A 19292-nucleotide genomic window follows, 5' to 3' on the forward strand; every position below is an offset into this window, starting at 1 on the left:
CGCATATCGCGCCCTGAAGGCCACCGTCCGGCGCCGCGGGGCGTCCCTATGCTCTCGACCGCAAGATCATCAAGGATCGGGAGGCGCTTACTCATGTCCATACGCACACCAGCCCGAGCATGGCGAGGGCGGATGCGTGCCGGCCTGGCCGGGCTCGCGATGGCCGCACTCACGGCGGCCCTGCCCGCCACCGCCGTGGCGGCGACGGCCGTACCGTCCGCGACGGCCGCGACCCCGGTCGTACCGGCGGCCTCCGCGTCCGACTGGCCGTACGCGGGTGGCGACCTCGGCGACACGCACAACGCGGCCGCCGAGCGCACCATCGGCACGGGCAACGTGGCCGCCCTGAAACCCAAGTGGACCTTCACCACCGGGGACAGCGTGTCGGCCACACCCACGGTGGTGAACGGCTACGTGTACGCGCCCGACTGGGCCGGCAACCTCCACAAGGTGCAGTCGACGACCGGTCAGAGGATCTGGAGCCACCGGATCAGCGACTACACCGGGATCGCCGGCGACATCTCACGGCTCAGCCCCGCGTACTGGAACGGCACGCTCGTCACGGGCTCGGGCGAGCAGCGCGGCAACAGCACGGAGGGCGCGTACCTCTTCGGGATCGACGCCCTGACCGGCACGCGGCTGTGGAAGACCCGGATCGACGCGGACCCGGCCGCCATCGTGACGTCGTCGCCCGTCATCGCCGACGGTGTCGTCTACGTCGGCGTGTCGTCCAAGGCCGAGCGGTTCGCCCCGCCGTACACCTTCCGCGGCAGCGTCGTCGCGCTGGACGCCGCCACCGGCAAGCAGCTGTGGAAGACCTACGTGATCCCCGAGGGCTACACCGGCGGCGCGGTGTGGGGCAGCAACCCGGTGGTCGACAGGAAGACCGGCCTGGTCTACGTCGGCACGGGCAACAACTACACCGTGCCGCCCGGCGTCTGCACGTCCCCCGACGAGACCGACTGCGATCCCGGGGCGGCCGACAACTACCAGGACTCCATCGTCGCCTTCGACCTGCACACCGGCGCGATCGCCTGGGCCACCAAGACCCTGACCGCCGACACCTGGACCGTCGGCCAGCGGTTCGGTGACGACTTCGACTTCGGCTCCGCGCCCAACCTCTTCACCACCAGCGTCGACGGCAAGGCCACCGACCTGCTCGGCATCGGCCAGAAGAGCGGCGTCTACTGGACGCTCGACCCCGCCACCGGAAAGATCGTCTGGGGCACGGCGGTCGGCCCCGGCGGCAACCTCGGCGGCCTCCAGTGGGGCTCGGCCGTGGACGGCAAGCGCATCTACGTCGCCAACACCAACACCAACCACCTGCCCATCACGCTGACGTCGGCGACCGGACAGAAGTCGACCACCACGGGCGGTTTCTGGGCGGCCCTGGACCCGGCCAGTGGCACCATCCTGTGGGAGACCGCGACGCCCGACTCGGCGTCCCCCATGTCCTTCGTGTCCAGCGCCAACGGCGTCGTCTACGGCGGCTCCACGAATCCGGCCGCCAACAACATGTACGCCATGGACGCCGCGACCGGCGCGATCAAGTGGGGCTTCCCCAGCGGGGGCGCGGTCCTCGGCGGCGCGTCGATCGTGGACGGCTCGGTGTACTGGGGCTCCGGCTACCACACCCAGAACATGGGCCCGTTCTTCCCGGCCAAGGGTGACAACAACAAGCTCTACGCGTTCTCCCTGCCGCAGACCCTCCCGCAGACGGTCTACGTCTCGCCGTCCGCCGTCGCCTCCGCGGCCGACACCAGCTGCAGCACCCCTGCCTTCACTTCCGTCAACGCGGCTGTCAAGGCGGTGGCCGGCGGTGGCCGGGTCGTCGTCTGCAACGGAACGTTCCACGAGAACGTCGCGGTGACCAAGCCGCTGGCCCTCGAAGCCCGTTCGAACGTCACCATCGACGCCACCGGCCTGATCAACGGCATCGAGATCAGCGCGCCCGACGTCACGGTGACCGGGTTCACGGTGAAGAACGCCGTCGGCGAGGGGATCCTCGTCAACAGCGTGAAGAACGCGACCATCGCGAACACCATCGTCTCGGGCAACAACACCGGCACGGGCCCGAACGCCGTCGCCAACGCCTACACCTCGTGCGGGACGCCCGCCGAGCCCGGTGACTGCGGCGGAGGCATCCACCTGCTCGGCAGCTCCCACGCCACCGTGCTGGCCGGCACCGTCAGCGGCAACGGCGCCGGGATCGTCGTCAGCGACGAGACCGGTCCCGCGACGGGCAACACCTTCAGCGGGAACTCCGTGCACGGCAACGCCTCGGGATCCGGCTTCACCCTGGTCTCCCGCAACGGCGCGGCGGCCCCCGGCGGCGTGCGGGCCACCGACGCCGGAGGCGTCTTCGGCAACGGCATCACCGGCAACAACGTGTTCGACAACGGACTCGGCACAGGCGGCGGCGGAGTCACCCTCGCGTCGGCGGTGACGGGCGGCGCCGTCTACGGCAACACCGTGCAGAGCAACGTCATGACCGGCAACGGCTGGGCGGCCGTGGCCGTGCACGGTGGCGCGCCCGGCGTGGACCTGGGCGGCAACGTCATCGGCAACAACCAGATCGGCACCAACAACACCGTCGGTGACAGCGACACCGGCGCCGGCGACGATCTGCAGACCACGGGCCTGCTGGTGAGCACCGTGGACCCGATGTCCGTCCGGATCACCGGGAACACGATCTCCAACAACGTCCTCGGCATCTGGACGCACGGCCCGGTCGCGGCGGGCGACGCCGCCGGCGCCAACACGTTCAGCAACGTCACCGTCCCGGTGTCGGCGCACTAGACCCGGGCCCGCCCACCGCCGCGTCCTGCCGGACACCGCTTCGGCAGGACGCGGCGGCGAGCCGTCGTGCCCCGGAGCGCCGACCGCGCCCCGTCACGGCATCAGGGAGCGACGGCGCTCGGCGCCTCGCCGAACTGCCGCTTGAAGGCGCGGCTGAAGTGACTCACATCGGAGAAGTGCCACCGGGCCGCCACGGCGGAGACGGTGTGCCTTCCGCCGAGTGCGACGAGTTCCTCGCGTGCTCGCTCCAAACGGCGCCGCCGTACGTAGGACATCAGGGATTCGTCGGTCTCGGAGAACGCCCGGTGCAATGTGCGAACGGACACCGAAAGGGTCCGCGCTATCTCCGCCGGAGACAGGTGGGGGTCCAGGAGGCGGGACTCCACGCAATTGCGTGCGGCTGTGCGGAGCGAAGGGCGGAGGGCGGTGTCGGCGGAAATTCCCTTGGCCATGAGCGTGCCGGCCAGCAATTGCAGAACGGATTGCTGAGCGGCACGGACGCCCGCCGGACTCAAATCGCCCCGTGCCTCGCGGACCAGATGGAGCTGCCCCAGCAGAAGTCGCGCCTCCGGTGTTCTCTGGGAGATGAGCGAGAGTGCCGGAGCCCGGTCCAGCCCCGCGTCGGTCAGGGTCCCGGACGGCAGCAGCAGCACCCGTGCCCGTGTGCCGGGCCGGTAGGAGAACTCCCGCGGCACCTGCGCATCCCGCACGCACAGGGTGCCCGGCGCCACCTGGACGGTGCGACCCGCCTCGGTGAGGCTCAGCCCGCCGCTCCGCACGATGTGGACCGCCGTGCGCCGCTCCGTGGAGCGCTTCATGCCGATGACGCCTTCCACCGCGTCGCCGTACTGTTCGCTGACCGCGATGTTGCCGATGGAGAAGGAATCCAGCCAGCACCGGTAATGGCCCGTCGTGTACTGCCTGGGTACGCGTAGCGAATGCACCTGCCAAGGACGGGCCTCGTTCAGTCCCCGCCACCGCTGTTTCAGCAATTCATCGCGTCGCGCATGGGCCAGGGCGACCTGGATGTGAATTCTGGGTGAACGGGAACGAGGTGGCGAACCGGCGCTCGAGTTGGCTGACATGATCACATCGAAAGTATAGAGGAGTACCCGGTCGTGATCGCGGACTGGAAACCGAATGCGGCCCGAATGTCTTGCCGGTGATCTCAGCGGGGCTTTGAATGCCCCGACGGAAGCTGCGACACTGGTCGTGTGTCCGGCGACGAGCGGCGAACAGGCCGGCGCCTGGAGCGAGCCATCCTGGAGCTGCTGGACGATCGTGCTCCGACCGCGTCGATCTGCCCTTCCGACGCGGCGAGGGCGGCGTACGAAGGCGATGACAACGGCTGGCGGGAGCTGATGGAAGCGGCCCGGCGCGCGGCCCGGCGGCTCGTGGCGGCCGGCGAGGTGGAGATCACGCAGGGAGGCCGTCCCGTCGAGCCGGACGACGCCCGCGGCCCCATCCGCATCCGCCGCCCCCGCTGACGTACCGCGTCGTCGCCTGGCGGACCGCGGAGCGGCGCCCTCGAGGGGCAGCGTCAGGTCATCGGTCGGTAAAGAGATCCGACGGCCTGTCACAGGGCCGATGCGCCGCCGGTCACCGTGTGCATGAGTCACTCCCTGGAATCGAAGACCGGCGTCGACGGCCCGGTCACCGTCATCAAGAGCTACACCGTGCCTGCGGACGAGGCCGACCACTTCGCCGAGGTGTACCAGGAGAACGCCCGGATCATGTCGGCCCAGCCCGGCTTCCTCCGCTCCCGTCTGCACCGCCCCCTGGCCGACGCCCCCGAGACGCGCTTCGTCCACGTCGCCGAGTGGGCCTCGGGCACCGAGCTCGACACGGCGACCGGCAACCCCGAGTGGCATGCCTCGCTGCAGCGCATGTTCGACGACCCGGGCCTCCACATCACGTCAGAGCCCGCCAGTTATCGCGTCGTTGTCGAACTGCACCCCTCCTGACGGCAGCGGCGAAGGGAGGGCCGCCGCTGTCGGCGGCGGCCCGAGCCGGCGGGAAGACGCGTCGGCGAGATCGCGTGCCGGCCGCGGACCACCCCGCGTCGCGTCGGAGGCCGCCTGGCATCCTGGCCGCATGGATGCCGATGCCCTGACTCCGGTCCACCTCGGCGGGGTGATGGACGGCCTGGCGGCGAATCCCGCCTTGCCGGCTCCCATGATCCGGCGGCTGTTCGCATGGCGGCGGGGCATGGGGAAGGTGGCGCGGCGTCCGGATCTCACCGAGGACATGGTCGCCGAGATCGTGGCGACCGACGACGACCGGCTCCTGCACGGTCTGGCGCTGAACGACCGTCTGCCGGACCGGTTCCGCGTCCGGCTGGCCGCCCATCGGGACAAGGCGGTGCGGTCGGCGCTCGTGGTCAACGCCGCGACCGCACCGAGGGAGATGCTGGAGGAGCTCATCGACGACCCCGCTCGACAGGTCCGCGAGGACCTGGCCAAGGGCCGCCACACGCCGCCCGACCTCCGGGCCCGCCTCGCCGACGACCGCGACCCCGCGGTCCGCGCCGCGCTGGCGAGGCACTGGACGGGGGCGCCGGAAGCGGTCCGCCGGATCCTGCTGACCGATCCCGAGGCCGAGGTCCGGGCCGCGGCCTGTTCGACCTACTTCGCGGCCGAGCCCCATCCGGTACCGCCGTCGGATCTGCTGCCGGCGTTGCTCGCGGACCCCGTGACCCGTGCGGGCGCGGTGATCCACGCGGTTCTCGATCCGGACACCTTCCGGCGGCTCGCCGACGATCCGGACAGCGACGTGCGCGCCGAGCTCGCCCGGCACCCCGACCTGCCGCCCTCGGTCCGCGACGTCCTCGCCGTCGATCCGGCGCTGCACGTCCGGGTGAAGGTCTTCGCCCGGCCCGACACGCCCGAGCACGTGCGGGCGCGGATCCACGCCTCGGTCCACGAGGTGTCGCTTTCGCAGGCCGACCCGGGCCCCGACGCCGACGACGACGCGGTCCTGCGGTGGTTCCAGGACTCCTTCGCGCCGACGGAACTGCGGATCCTGCGGCTGCCATGGGTCACGGCCGACCCGCTGCCGCACATCGACTCGCCCTACGTCGGCTTCCGCGTCTCGGCGGCCGCCGGCAAGGGCCTTCCCGCCGAAGCGGTGGCCCGGCTGCTCGACGACGAGGAGGAGATCGTCCGCCTCACCATGGCGGCCGCCGCCCCGCACCTGGTCGATCCCGCGACCGCCGAGAACATCGAGCGCCGCTACCGCAGGCGGGACAAGTTCACGTTCTGGTGGGACCGGGCCGAGGTCCTGGCGTTCCCCCCGGAGGTGCTGCGGCGCTTCGCCACGGACGCCGAGCCGCGGCTCCGCTCCTTCGCGCCCCGCGATCCGGATCTGCCCGCGGAACTCGCCGGGAAGCTGGCCTCCGACCCCGAACAACGCGTCCGCAGCGCGGTCGCGCCCCACCGCAGCCTTCCGCTCCCCTCCCTGTTCCGGCTCCTCGCCGACTCCTCGGAGCAGGTCGCCGAGGCCGCGGCTGCCTCGCGTACCTGCCCGTCGAGCGCATGGAGTGGCTGCTCACCCGGGCGGGCCTGTAGCCGTCACGTCGGAGCAGGGCAGCTCCGGGACGACCGACCGGTGCCTCCCCGTCAGCGTCCCCGGCCCTTGGGGTGCTCCCCGAGGCTGACCGCCCGGTGGATGACCGCCGCCAGGTCGTGGATGTCCTCGGTGAAGGTGTCGACGTGGATCCGGCGTCCGCCGCGCAGGTGGATCCGGCACGTGGAGCCCATGCCCCGGGCTTCGGCGAGCGGCCGGTCGTCGCCGCCGGACGTGCTCACGTGCGCGACGTCCTCCCAGGGGATCACGGTGGCGGTGCCCGCCACCCGGTAGGTGAACCCGCGCTCGTGGATGTCGAAGCACTGTTCCCGGGTACGGAACGCCTGCACCAGCCGCCAGGTCCCCAGGCCGAACCCGACCAGGCCGAGGCCGAGCAGCAGCCCCGCCAGTCCCGGTGCCCCCTCGGTGGTGCCCACCGAAGCGATGGCGATCGGAAGCCCGATGGCCGTGCCCGCGGCCCCGACGAGCAGCCAGATGCCCGCCTGCCGCAGACGTCGTGCGCCGTCGGTACGGTGCTCGCGCACGAACCTCCCCAGTTGCCTGGCCGCTTCCGTACGTCTCATCGGGCCTCCTCCCGGGTCGTGGACACTTCAAACTAGGCTCACCCCTCCGAGCGATCCAGCCCTACTGCCGGGTGTTGTCGGGACGGCCGGGGGACGGCCAACGGCACTGTCGCGGGGGTCGGTTGGGGCGGTGTCGGCACGGCGGACGATTCCCGCTCCCGACGTCGCGGCGCCGAGTTCGGCGCCGGCCAGCGTCCCGGAGCCCACCACGGCAGGCAGCCTGATCCGGAACACGGTCTTCGGCCCTGCCGGGAGCGCGGCAGGCCGGCTCGCGTTCCGGGCCGCCAAGACGCCGGGTCAACCCCCTCCAACACAGGGTGCGATGGACCCGTCGGGTTAAACCGTTTCATTGATCTATCGAATCTGTGCGAGCAAGTCTGTCCAACTCGTTGCCAGAGTGGTGGGATGCCCTCCAGAGTGTCATTGAAGCGATTCATTACGCCTCTTGAGGAGCGCCCGTGCGTCAGCACATCGCCGCCGTGGTCGCTGCATCGGTCCTCGTCGTGGTGCCCACCACGACGGCGACGGCAGCGAGTCCACCCGCCGCCCCAGCCGCCGCCGCAACGAGCGCCGGCCATCTGACGGTCAACGCCCTTGACGAGCCGCTCGGCATCCCATTGACGGCACCCACCCTCGGCTGGCAGCTCGACTCGGAACGCCGCGGCGTCATGCAGCGGGCCTACGAGATACACGTCGCCTCTTCGGCCGGCCGCATCGACAGACCGGACGTCTGGGACAGCGGGAAGGTCACCTCACGCCAGTCGGTCGGCGTCCGCTACGGCGGCCCCGCGCTGCGCCCGCACACCGACTACGTCTGGTCCGTCCGGGTGTGGGACGACCGGGGCACCGCCTCCCAGTGGAGCAAGCCCGCCACGTTCGGCACCGCTCTGGGCGGCCAGCCGTGGAGCGCCTCGTGGATCGGCGCCGACACACCGGCCCTCGGCGCCCAGTGGAAGGACTACACGGTCGAGTTCACCGCCTCCGGCATCAACGGGGCGCTCGGCGTCTACTTCCGCGGCCAGGACACCGAGAACGCCTACATGTGGCAGATCAGCGAGGCCGACGACGCGCTGCGCCCCCACGTGAAGCGCAACAGCGGCTACTCGGTCCTCAAGGCGACACCGTTCCCGGCCGGGTTCGACTTCGCCGCCGAGCACGACTACGCGATCGCCGTCGACGGCGACACGATCACCACCACCGTCGACGGCAAGCAGCTGGACCGGCGCACCGACACCACGTTCGGCGGCCCCGGCACGATGGGCTTCCGCACCAGCGGCGCGGAGCGCGGACTGGTCCGCGACGTCACGGTCACCAGCGCCGACGGCACCGTCCTGGCCGACACCGCCTTCCCGGCGGGCGACCGCACCTTCGCGTCCGGCACCGTCACCGCCGGCGGCCTGCGCGTCGACAGCGAGGGCGGCGAGGCCTGGCTGCGGCGCGACGAAGCCGTTCCGCTGCTGCGCAAGGAGTTCGACCTCGGCGGCAAGAAGGTCGCCCGGGCCCGCGTCTACGCCTCCGCGCGCGGCGTGTACGAACTGCGCCTGAACGGCGCACGGGTGGGCGACGCCGAACTCGCACCCGGACTGACGGCGTACGACAAGCGCATCGACTACCAGACCTTCGACGTGACCCGGCAGGTCCGCGCCGGCGCCAACGTGCTCGGCGCCGAGGTCGCACCGGGCTGGTACAGCGGCAAGGTCGCCATGTTCGGCACCGACGTCTACGGCAAGGACGACTCGGTGATCGCCGAGATGCTGGTCGAGTTCACCGACGGCACCAGCACCACCGTCCGGACCGACGGCACCTGGACCACCACCTCCGGTCCGACCCGGGAGGCCGACCTCCTCGACGGCGAGTCCTACGACGCCCGGGTGGCGAAGCAGGTCGCCGGCTGGGACAAGCCCGGCTACGACGACGCGGCCTGGGCCACGGCGGACGTCCGCGACGAGCCCGTGAACGTGCTCGAACCGCAGACCGCGGTCGACGTACGGGTCACCCAGGAACTCAGGACCGCCAAGCGGATCGACTCGCCGACCCCGGGCACCTTCCTCTACGACCTCGGGCAGAACATGGTCGGCCACGTCCGCCTCACCCTCGAGGGCGAGCCCGGCCGTACGGTGACGATCCGTCACGGCGAGGTCCTCAACCCCGACGGGACGCTCTACACCGCGAACCTGCGCACCGCGAAGGCGACCGACCACTACACCTTCGCCGGCGACCGGCCGGAGACCTTCGAGCCCTCGTTCACCTTCCACGGCTTCCGCTACGTCGAGGTGTCCGGCGTCGACGAGGCCCCCGCGGCCGAGGACCTGGTCGGCGTCGTCGTCGGCACCGACGGCGACCTCACCAGCAGCCTCGACACCGACTCCGACCTGGTCGACCAGTTGCAGAGCAACATCGTCTGGGGCATGCGCGGCAACTTCCTGTCCATCCCCACGGACACCCCGGCGCGCGACGAGCGGATGGGCTGGACCGGCGACATCAACGTCTTCGCCCGCACCGCCGTCTACAACATGGACGCCCAGTCCTTCCTGACCAAGTGGCTGCAGGACCTGCGGGACACCCAGCGGCCCAACGGCTCGCTGCCCGGCGTCGCCCCCGTGGTCCCCGGACGCTTCGACGGCGGCTACGAGTCGGCCGGCTGGATGGACGCCGGCGTGCACGTGCCGTGGACGCTGTGGCAGGCCTACGGCGACACCGACGTCATCCGCGACAACTACGACATGATGAAGGCCTACGTCGACTTCCTCGACGCCGACTCCACCAACCACATCCGCTCCGCCGGCGGTTACCTCGACTGGCTCAACCTCGACGACGCGACCCCTGCCGACGTGCTCGACACCGCGTTCGTCGCCAAGAGCACCCTCGAGTTCGCCCAGATGGCGGCCGCCGTCGGACGGGACGACGACGCGGCCGCGTACCGGCAGCGCCACGAGGCGATCAGGTCGGCCTACCAGGCGGCGTTCATCGGCGCCGACGGCACCGTCAAGGGCGACAGCCAGACCTCGTACATCCTGACGCTCACCAACGACCTCGCCCCCGCCGACCGGCGCGACGCGATCGTCGCCAAGTTCGTCAAGACCCTCGAGCGCCGCGACTACCACCTGTCGACCGGCTTCCTCGGCGTCGACGGACTGCTGCCGGCGCTCACCGAGGCGGGCCGCACCGACATCGCCTACCGGCTGCTGCAGCACACCGACTACCCGTCCTGGGGCTACGAGATCGGCAAGGGCGCGACCACGGTCTGGGAGCGGTGGAACTCGATCAACCCCGACGGCACCTTCAACGACGTCGGCATGAACTCGTTCAACCACTACGCGTACGGCGCCGTCGGCGAGTGGATGTACCGCACCATGGCGGGCGTCTCGGCGGCAGAACCGGGCTACCGCAAGGTGCTCATCGCCCCCGAGCCCGGTGAGGGCGTCGACCACGTCGACTTCAGCCACGACACGCCGTACGGCACCGTGCGCAGCGCGTGGGACACGACCGGCGGGGCGATGAAGCTCGACGTCACCGTGCCGGCGAACACCACCGCCGAGGTGCGCATCCCGGCGGCGAACCGCTGGGCGGTCACCGAGGGCGGCAGGCCGATCGGCGACGTCGACGACGTGGCCTACGTCGAGCAGGCCGGCGGGGACGTGGTGCTGGAGGTCGGCTCGGGGCACTACGCGTTCGCGGTCGACCCGGTGCTCGGGGACCTGGGGGTGGCCCGGGTCCAGGCGGGGTCGTTCGCCGACGACGTCGACGCGCTGCAGGTGCGCGGTCTCGGCAAGATCGCCAAGGGGCACCTGCAGCTTCGCACCGTCCTGACGCGGAAGGAGCTCGACGCCGCGTGGCGCCTGCAGGCCCAGGGCGCGGACGAGCGGCTGACCGCCGCCGCGGTGCACCGTGCGCTCGCCGGCGTGGCCGACCTCGACCGGTGGACGCGGACGTACGCCGAGCAGGGCGCGATCGACAAGACCGCGGCCACGAAGCTGCGTGACTCACTGGCCGGCATCGAGAAGGTCCTTTCGCGGGCGTCGTCGCGCCTGGTCGGCGCGGTGGCCACGCTGGACGTGCCGGCCGGCGAGATCCTCCCGGGCGACGTCGTCCGCGTGAACGTGGCCGTGAAGAACACCGGCAAGCAGCCGCTGACCGGCGTGGATTCGACACTGCAGGCACCCAGCGGCTGGACGGTGAAGCCCGTGGGCCGGCACGCGACCACGACGGGCGCGGGCAGCACGCTCGAGCACGCCTACGACGTCACCGTCGCGAAGGACGCGCCGGCGTCCGTGGCCGACCTCACCGGCTCGGTGTCCTACCAGTACGCGGGAGGCACGGCGACGCTACCGGTGTCGGCGGGCCTGGTGATCGCCCCCGGCGTCGCCATCGGCCGGGTGTCCACCACGCCCGACCCGGCCGGCCCGGGCGAGCGGACCACCGTCCGCACCGTGCTGACCAACCGCACCGACGTCGCGCAGTCCGGCAAGCTCACGCTCGGCCTCCCCGACGGCTGGCCGACGCCGGACCCGGTCGGCTACCAGCTGGCCCCGGGGCAGGAGACGACGGTCGACACCGCGGTGACGGTGCCCCTCACCGTCGTCGAGGGCCCGGCCGCGGTCACCGCGGCGACCGGCTCGACGGCGGCGGAGCAGGCCACCGGCACGATCACGGTCTCCCTGCCCACCCCGCCCGCGCAGTCGGGCGACCACGTCGACCTCGGTGACGGGACGTCGGAGTCCGCCCACCGGCTCACGGCGTCGGAGCACTCGGGGACGAACACCGAGGCCGGGCTGACCCGGCGGTACACCCACTCCTCCTACCCGGGCGGCTGGTTCGAGTTCGACGCCGCCGTACCCACCACCGGCCGCTTCGTGGTCCGCGTCGTCGAGACCTTCGACGGCCCCCGGCGCAAGACCTACGACGTCCAGGCCGACGGCAAGGCGGTGCACAGCGTCGACCTGAGGCGGACCGAGGGCGGCCTAGGCACGATCACCCACCAGTTCGTGGTCGATCCCTCCGCCGACACGGCCGACGGCACCGTACGGCTCCGCTTCCAGGACACCGGCGCCGACTACGACCCCTCGATCGCCGACGTGTGGGTGATGCCGGCCGACTGACACCGTTGAACGTCGTGTACCTGGGTCCCCGCGGTCGGGGGACCCAGGCACACGGCGCGCGGCACGGGTGTGCGGGAGCGACGGGAGGTGTGGCGCCGCCGCCTGAACCGGTCGCCGGTGCCGGGCCCGGGGCATCCCGGGCCGTCACATCGAGGTCAGTGCCGGTACGGGGCGACGCAGCGGAAGCTGGGCGCGTCGTGCGGGTCGCCGTGGCCGTCGTAGCGGGAGACCTCCGGGTAGCCGCACAGGTCACGGTCGACCTCCTGCCCGGCGGAGTTCAGCAGGGTGGACGGCAGGGTCCTGGGGGCCTTGCCGTGCTCGACCCAGGTCCCGTCACCGGCGGCTGACCGACGGCAGCCGAGCCGGACGTTGCGGACTCGCGCCCCAGGCCGAAGCCGCCGGCGACCTGGACCGGGTCGTCGCTGTCGGCTCCTCGATCGTCCGCGCGACCGTCCGGGCGAACGTCCCGCAGGGCGCGGCCGCCGGGTCGCCGCCTTCGCCCACGCAGACGACCCGCGGCTGGTCGCCCTGCGCCACCAGTACGGCCGCTACCTGCCCCGCGTCTTCTCCGGCCCGGGGCACGCAGCCCGTGAACCTCCACCCGGTCGGGTTCCGGCCGCGACGGCGCGCGTCGCGGGCCCGAGGATCTCGTTCGCCCGTTTGAGGGCGGCCTGCACCCTCGGCCACGTCGCCGGCGACAAGCCTTCGGCACCGCGTCCGCGTCGAGGAACGGCCGGAGACTCCCGCCCTCAGGCCGTTTCGGCGTAGCGCTCTCCCGCGTACGCCCGGATGACCGGGACGACCGCCTCCGCGCCGCCGGGCAGGCGGTCCAGCCGGACCAGGGCGTAGGCCTGGTGGCCGTCCAGCAGATAGCTGTGCGGGAGGGTCGTGGGCGTGCCCGGCAACGGCCACACCACGACCCACGGCCGCGTGTCCCGGCTACCCGGAGACCGGGGTCCGACCGAGACGGCCGCGACCTGCGCCCAGGTGAAGTACTGCTCCTCCTCGGTGAATTCACGCATGCCGATCCCGGCGGGGCCGACCCGCAGCCGCAGGGGCCGGCGCCATCGGAAGAGGGACCGGCCGGCGAGGGGCCAGCCGGCGACGGCACCGACCAGGCAGCAGAGCGTGATGACGGTCACGAAGCCCTCGGTGGGGCGGCTGATCAGCTCCCAGAAGGAGTACGTGAGGACGGCGGCCGCCGCAGCCCACACCACGGCCCAGGTGCCGGCCTGGCGAGTGTCGGCGAAGACCTGCTCGCCACCGGGCACATTCCGTTCGGGCCCCGTCACGGCCACCGGGATCGGCGGCCGCACGGAGCGCGGCGCGGTCTCGAAGCGGGCTCCGGCGTGCTCCGCGAGGGCGGCGGCCAGCTCGGAGACGCTCTGGTCCAGGTCCGTGCAGTCCACGAGGGTGTAGCGGGTCCGGTCGTCGCCGAAGGTCAGGTCGGGCTTGCGGCGGAGTGTCACGCCAGGTGCGGTCCACAGGGTCAGCAGCGACTTGGGCGACGCGGGGAGCTCGTCGACGTTCTCCGCGGAGTTGGGGACCTGCCGGAGAGAGACGGTGTCGATCTGCTCCCAGGCCAGCTCGGCGTCGTGCAGCGTGATGCCGAACCCGTCGACCCGCAACTGGAAGGGCCGTTTCGCCTTGCGCAGGTCGCGCCACCCCCGGAGGACCGACACGACCGACAGGAACAGGACGAACCACGCGGCCATCGCGCTGTCGCTGCCGGCCGTCGTCCTGCCGTTCGACTTCAGGTCGGCCAGCCACACCAGGGCGACCGCCGTCACGATGATCCCCCCGACCAAGAACCGTCTGCCGCGCCGTCTCAGCGTCCGCTCGACCGTGAATTCCATTGCCCCCGCGTTTCCCCTCGTCATCCCGCCCGAACACACCCATGGTGCGGCTCCGCATGCCCGGGTCGCGGGTCCCGGCGGCGCGGTGTTGCCCAACCGTGACGCCCGCGGGACAACACCGCCCGGCGGTCGCCCGGGCGGCTCCCGGCGTTCATCCGCGCGCCACGGCATCGTGGTTCTGCAGGCGCAGCGCGCCGGACCGGAGGCAGCTGCTCCGGATGCAGTTGCTCGTCGGGTGTGCCTCCTGACGGTCCTGAAGAGAGCCCGTGAGGCCTCGAGCCCTGGTGAGCCGGCTGTCCCGCCCTGAGGCCGGAAGCAGGGACCTATGAGCCGAGCAGCCCTCGGATCACCACCTCGCTCAAGGATTCCGTCTTCGGCCGCCACTCCTCCGCCTGAGGTTCCCCCTCCTCGTACATGCGGCGTACGAGTTGCCTCTGGGTCATGACGACTGCGGGCCCCGTGAGCGCGCTGAACAGGACGTCCATGCTCATGGCCGGCATCCGGCCCGAGGCGATGAGCCGCTGCGCGAGCGGTTCGAGCTTCTCCACGAATCGGCCGGTGTACTCGCTGTACAGGTAGTTCAGGCGGTCGGTCTCGAAAACGGATTCGTCGGAGATTATGCGGTTCGCATGGGGCATGTTCGCCGCCAGGGAGTGGAAGGTCCGTACGACGCACTTGAACTTGTCGACGTCGTCCAGGTCACCGTCGAGGATGGTGCTGAGCCGTTGGACGGGAGCCCTGAGGGCATGGTCGACCGCCGCGCGCCAGAATTTCTCCTTCGAACCGAAGCGGTCGTTGATGAAGTTGTGGTTGACCCCGAGGCGCTTGGCCAGTTCCCGCACGGACGCGCCCGAATAGCCCAATTCGGCGAAGGCCTCGAGTCCACGCTGGAGGATCTCGGCATCGCTGAGGTCGACCTGCGGCGATCTCGCCCGGCGGCGGTCGTCCCGCGTGTCGTCCATCGCGCCGTTTGCCGGCACTGACACCTCACCCATCCTTCTGACGTCTCATCGGCCGAGCGGCCGAATCCCAGCTGGTGGCCGGAAGTCACGCCACCTGCGCCGCGGTGCGCCACCACCGCGACGGACTTCGGGGCTCGAGCGGCCACGGGAGGCGGCGCCTCATCGAACATTACCGCCGCACGTTGCTGAAAGCCGACAGAGGCCCGACGGTCGCGCAGTGGCCTGACCTGGGAGGTCCGGGAAGCGCGCTGCAAAGGGGGCTGCTTGCCTGACAGCTGTCAGGCCCGGGTAATCTGACAACTGTCAGGCGCCGGGTCGACCGCGCCTGCTTCTACTGTGAGGAGTCCTGGATGAGTCTTCCCATGCTGCAGATGGACACCGACGACCCTCGCTGGACGAAACGTGGAGCCATCCACGTGCCCGCAGGCGAAGGCATCACCAAGTGGGTGTCGGACAACGTCTACTCGGTCAAGGTCCACACCGACAACACCGACGGACACCTGGGCTTCGTCGAGGCGGACATACCGCCCGGCGCGGGGCCGGTGGCGCATGTCCACAACCGCAACAGCGAAGCCTTCTACCTGCTCGACGGTGAACTCGAGTTCCTCAACGGCGACGAGAAGATCATCGCCCGATCGGGGGACTTCCTGTACGTCCCGCCCGGTATCCGCCACCGTTTCCTGAACAAGAGCACCCGTCACGCCAAGATGCTCTTCCTGTTCACCCCCGGCGGCCCCGAGGCCCTCTTCATGAGGGGCGACGAGCCCGTACCCGGTGTGCCCGCCCCCTTGTGGGACGCCCGGCGATTCGCCGATTACGGGGAATCGCTCGCCGATCTGGACATCGACTCACCCGTGATGCCGGAAAGCTGAACCGGCCCCCTGACGCTCACACCTTGGGGCCTTGCGGGCGCTCGGTTGCCCGTCAGGCCCCAAGGGTCTTGCCCCCGTCGCTGCGGCTCTGCGTGCAGGTAGCGCAGGCCGCACCACGGACCGATGGCCGGCACCCAGCCCTTGGCCGGACGTGGGAGAACCGTTCGCTGGGATCGTGGGCGATGCGCCCGGTGCCGGCTGCGCGACGGGTGCCCCTCCGTCCCGGAAGGCGTCAGCCGCCGCTCGCCGTTCGCGCCGCCCAGCGGTCCTCCACCCTGGCGAGGCGCCAGTAGGCGATCGCGACGGCCCACACGGCCACGAACAGGCCGACGATCACGTAGCCGACGTTGTCGAGGTCGAGTCCTGCCACCCAGCCCGTGAAGCCGTCCGTCATGTCGAGCTTGTCGTGCAGGACACCGACGAGCTCGATGGTGCCGATGAGGAAGGCGACGGCGATCGACAGACCGGTGATCGTGAGGTTGTAGTAGACCTTGCGGACCGGGTTGGAGAACGCCCACTGGTAGGCGAAGTTCATGAAGGTCCCGTCGAGCGTGTCGAACAGGCTCATGCCGGCGGCGAACAGCAGCGGCAGGCAGAGGATCGCGTACCACGGCAGTCCCGCCGCGGCCCCGCTGCCGGCCATGACCATGAGCGCCACCTCGGTGGCCGTGTCGAAGCCCAGCCCGAACAGGAAGCCCAGGGGGTACATCTGGCCCGGGCGCGTGATCGCCTTCGTCAGCCGGCCCAGGATCCTGTTCATGAAGCCGCGCGAGTCCAGGTGCGCCTCGAGTGCGGACTCGTCGAAGGACCCCCGGCGCATGCTCCTGAAGACCCGGAGGATGCCCAGCAGCGCGACGAGGTTGAGCGCGGCGATGGCGTAGAGGAAGGTCCCCGAGACGGTGGTGCCGACCAGCCCGAGCGTCTGGTGGGTGCCGGAGTCCTCGTCGGCGAGGGTGCCGGCGAGCTGCGTGCCCGCGGCGACGAGGGCCGCCATGGCCACGACGACGCTCGAGTGCCCGAGGGCGAACCAGAAGCCCACCGAGACGGGCCGCTTGCCGTCCGCCATGAGCTTGCGCGTGGTGTTGTCGATGGCGGCGATGTGGTCGGCGTCGAAGGCGTGCCGCATCCCCAGCGTGTACGCGGTGACGCCGAGGCCCAGGCCGAAGGCCTTGGAACCGACCTCGTAGTGGTTCGGCACCACGAGGAGGAAGAGGATCCCGAAGGCGACGACGTGCAGCGCCACGATCACCGCCATCAGGCCGGCGGTGCGGACGGTGTCCTCGCGCCGCCAGCGGAAGGCCGCGGGCAGGCCGGATGCGGGCAGGTCGGATGTGGGCAGGGTCATGCGGTCACGCTCCAGCACCTCGTGGATCACTTCGTGAGATGCCGCGGCCGGTCTCCTGGCTTACGGGCGAAGCGCGCCCGCCTCTGCCTTCCCGGCCTTGGTGAGGCCAGTGGCACCGCCGATGGCGGAAGAGGCGGGAACTACCCGATCACAGTGGCGAGGGCCGCTCCGGAGTGAGCTTGCGTCAGCTGTCACCGGTCTTCCCGAGCACCACGGCGCGACCACCCTAGATTCCCTGGTGGGAGGCCTGCAAGGCTCCGGGACCGGAGGGGTTGAAGATCACATCCGGGCCTGTGGGGGCCACGCCCGTCCACCTCGTTCCGTCGAGCGTTCCGGACACGGCACCATCGACGGCCATCGTGTCCGCAGGCCGTCGCCGCACCCGTGCTTCCGAGGAAGGGACCGTGCCGACGCTCGGAACCCGAGGCCCCGACACATCCGTGCACCTCAAAACTTGCCGATCCGGCATGAGGCTTTGCCCCTTCTCCTGCCGGGAGCGCAGGCTCCGGTCGACGCGGTTGCCCACCGCTCCTCTCCCCTCGTCGATCTGTTTCCAGGAGGATCACTGATGACCACGCCCGCCCCATCCGCGGGAACGGACCAGTCCCAGGCGACTGCTGATCCACGCCGTTGGACGACCCTGATCGTGTGCTCGGTGGCCACGCTGATGGTCGTACTCGACGTATCGATCGTGAACATCGCCCTGCCCCGGGCGCAGCGCGACCTGGCCATGACCGATGCCGGCCGGCAATGGATGATCACCTCGTACGCCCTTGCGTTCGGCGGTCTCTTGCTGCTGGGCGGCCGCATCGCCGACCTGGCCGGACGCAAGCGAATACTCGTCACAGGCCTACTGGGGTTCGCCGCAGCCTCCATGCTCGGCGGCCTCGCCCCCACGCCGGGCGTCCTGTTCGCCGCCCGCGCGATGCAGGGCGCCTTCGCCGCGCTCCTGGCACCTGCGGCTCTGTCCCTGATCACCGTCGCCTTCACCGACCCGAAGGAGCGGGCCAAAGCCTTCGGGATCTACGGCGCCTTCCAGGGCGGCGGTGGTGCGGTCGGGCTGCTGCTCGGCGGCGTACTGACCGAGTTCGCCGGTTGGCGCTGGTGCATGTACATCAACGTTCCCATCGCGCTCGCCATGGTGATGGCGGCCCGACCGTCCGTCCGTGAGAGCCGCGCCGAGGGCGAACGTCACCTGGACATTCCCGGGGCTGCGCTCGTGACCGGAGGGCTGGTCGCCCTCGTCTTCGGGTTCACAGAAGCAGCGCAAGGCGGTGGCTGGGCGGCGCCACCGACGCTCCTCCTGCTGGCGGCCGCTCTTGTGCTGCTGACGGCGTTCGTCATGGTGGAGCGCCGCACCGCGCTCCCGATGCTGCCGCTGCGAGTGATCTCGGAGCGCAGCCGGGCAGGAGTGTTCCTGGGCAACCTCCTCATCGGAGCCGGGATGTTCGGCATGAACCTCTTCATGACCTACTTCCTGCAGGTCAATCTCCACTACACCCCGCTGCAGGCCGGATTCGCGTTCCTGCCCTTCAGCGTCGGCATCATCGCCACCACCACCCTCAGCGCACCACTGGTCGCCCGCTGGGGCCCCAAAACGCTCATGGTCGCGGGCTCGGCCCTGGCCACGACGGGCCTGCTGTGGCTGACCCGCCTGGACGGGGCCTCCGGCTACACGGGCGAAGTCCTGCCCACGCAACTGCTGGTCAGCATCGGGGTGGGCCTGTTCTTCCTGGCCGGCCCCAACGTCGTGCTTGCTGCCGTCGACCCGCAGGACGCCGGAGTCGCCAGCGCGGCCCTGAACACCAGTCAGCAGATCGGGGCCGCGCTGGGGCCGGCCCTGCTCAACACCCTCTATCTATCGGCAGTCACCGGCCATCTCGCCTCCCGCGGTACCAGCACCACGCCCTCCGTGCGGTTGGAGAGCTATCTGTACGGCTACCGCATCGCGTTCACCGTCGCCGGAGCCCTTCTGGCCGCCGCCGTCGCCATCCTCGCCCTGTTCGTGCAACCTCCCAAGGAACTGCCCGCCGCCCAACAGGGCACAGCCCATACCTGAGGACCGCGGTCGACAACGCCGCCACCGCCTTCGCGCGCGTCGACGGGCACGCCGCCCGCGAGGGGGTGGCCGAGCGTGTCACGACGCAGCAGCACGAGCCGTCCTCCGGCTTCCCGGCGCGACGGCTCTCCGAGACCCACAACCCGGACGGG

The 19292-nt window shown here is 71.0% G+C and carries 11 protein-coding genes and 1 riboswitch; of the genes, 7 read left to right on the forward strand and 4 right to left on the reverse strand.

From position 1 onward, the window contains the following. Positions 1 to 132: 132 nt before the first annotated feature. A complete protein-coding gene (locus ACFZAU_RS24975; RefSeq protein ID WP_500554025.1) occupies positions 133 to 2799 on the forward strand; it encodes an outer membrane protein assembly factor BamB family protein in 2667 nt (888 codons plus the stop codon). 101 nt (positions 2800 to 2900) lie between these two features. Here the strand turns inward: ACFZAU_RS24975 and ACFZAU_RS24980 are convergent, their stop codons facing one another. Further along, positions 2901 to 3884 (reverse strand): helix-turn-helix domain-containing protein, encoded by a 984-nt coding sequence (locus tag ACFZAU_RS24980; RefSeq protein ID WP_500554093.1) that lies wholly within the window; start codon positions 3882 to 3884, stop codon positions 2901 to 2903. A gap of 129 nt (positions 3885 to 4013) precedes the next feature. Here ACFZAU_RS24980 and ACFZAU_RS24985 point away from each other — a divergent pair, with 129 nt between their 5' ends. The 4 genes from ACFZAU_RS24985 to ACFZAU_RS25000 all read left to right on the forward strand — a co-directional run bounded on the left by ACFZAU_RS24985 (position 4014) and on the right by ACFZAU_RS25000 (position 12046). Further along, positions 4014 to 4286: a DUF3253 domain-containing protein gene (locus ACFZAU_RS24985; protein ID WP_500554026.1), complete on the forward strand. Its 273-nt coding sequence runs from the start codon at positions 4014 to 4016 to the stop codon at positions 4284 to 4286. 123 nt (positions 4287 to 4409) lie between these two features. Next, entirely contained in the window at positions 4410 to 4763 is a 354-nt protein-coding gene (locus ACFZAU_RS24990) for an antibiotic biosynthesis monooxygenase family protein (protein ID WP_500554027.1), read from the forward strand. Positions 4764 to 4893: 130 nt separating this feature from the next. Then, a complete protein-coding gene (locus tag ACFZAU_RS24995) occupies positions 4894 to 6657 on the forward strand; it encodes a hypothetical protein (RefSeq protein ID WP_500554028.1) in 1764 nt (587 codons plus the stop codon). Positions 6658 to 7405: 748 nt separating this feature from the next. Then, positions 7406 to 12046 carry a family 78 glycoside hydrolase catalytic domain gene (locus ACFZAU_RS25000; RefSeq protein ID WP_500554029.1) on the forward strand — a complete coding sequence of 1547 codons (4641 nt, stop codon included), beginning with the start codon at positions 7406 to 7408 and terminating at the stop codon, positions 12044 to 12046. Positions 12047 to 12795: 749 nt separating this feature from the next. On the opposite strand, the gene ACFZAU_RS25005 is transcribed toward ACFZAU_RS25000, so the two are convergent. Next, a complete protein-coding gene (locus tag ACFZAU_RS25005) occupies positions 12796 to 13836 on the reverse strand; it encodes a hypothetical protein (protein WP_500554030.1) in 1041 nt (346 codons plus the stop codon). Positions 13837 to 14225: 389 nt separating this feature from the next. Continuing rightward, entirely contained in the window at positions 14226 to 14888 is a 663-nt protein-coding gene (locus ACFZAU_RS25010) for a TetR/AcrR family transcriptional regulator (protein ID WP_500554031.1), read from the reverse strand. 338 nt (positions 14889 to 15226) lie between these two features. Between ACFZAU_RS25010 and ACFZAU_RS25015 the strand changes: the two genes are divergently transcribed. Further along, positions 15227 to 15736, forward strand: a complete 510-nt coding sequence (locus tag ACFZAU_RS25015; RefSeq protein WP_500554032.1) for a cupin domain-containing protein — start codon at positions 15227 to 15229, stop codon at positions 15734 to 15736. Between the two features lie 232 nt (positions 15737 to 15968). Here ACFZAU_RS25015 and nicT read toward each other — a convergent pair whose 3' ends face one another. Further along, positions 15969 to 17081 carry a Nickel transporter NicT gene (gene nicT, locus ACFZAU_RS25020; RefSeq protein WP_500554033.1) on the reverse strand — a complete coding sequence of 371 codons (1113 nt, stop codon included), beginning with the start codon at positions 17079 to 17081 and terminating at the stop codon, positions 15969 to 15971. 28 nt (positions 17082 to 17109) lie between these two features. Further along, a riboswitch (cobalamin riboswitch) is annotated at positions 17110 to 17311 on the reverse strand. 338 nt (positions 17312 to 17649) lie between these two features. On the opposite strand from nicT, the gene ACFZAU_RS25025 reads away from it, so the two are divergent. Next, positions 17650 to 19140, forward strand: coding sequence for an MFS transporter (locus tag ACFZAU_RS25025; RefSeq protein WP_500554034.1), 1491 nt, complete (start codon positions 17650 to 17652; stop codon positions 19138 to 19140). The last annotated feature ends 152 nt before the right edge of the window (positions 19141 to 19292 follow it).

Origin of the sequence: Streptomyces sp. NPDC008238 (assembly GCF_042956445.1) — a bacterium.
Classification (GTDB): Bacteria; Actinomycetota; Actinomycetes; order Streptomycetales; family Streptomycetaceae; genus Actinacidiphila.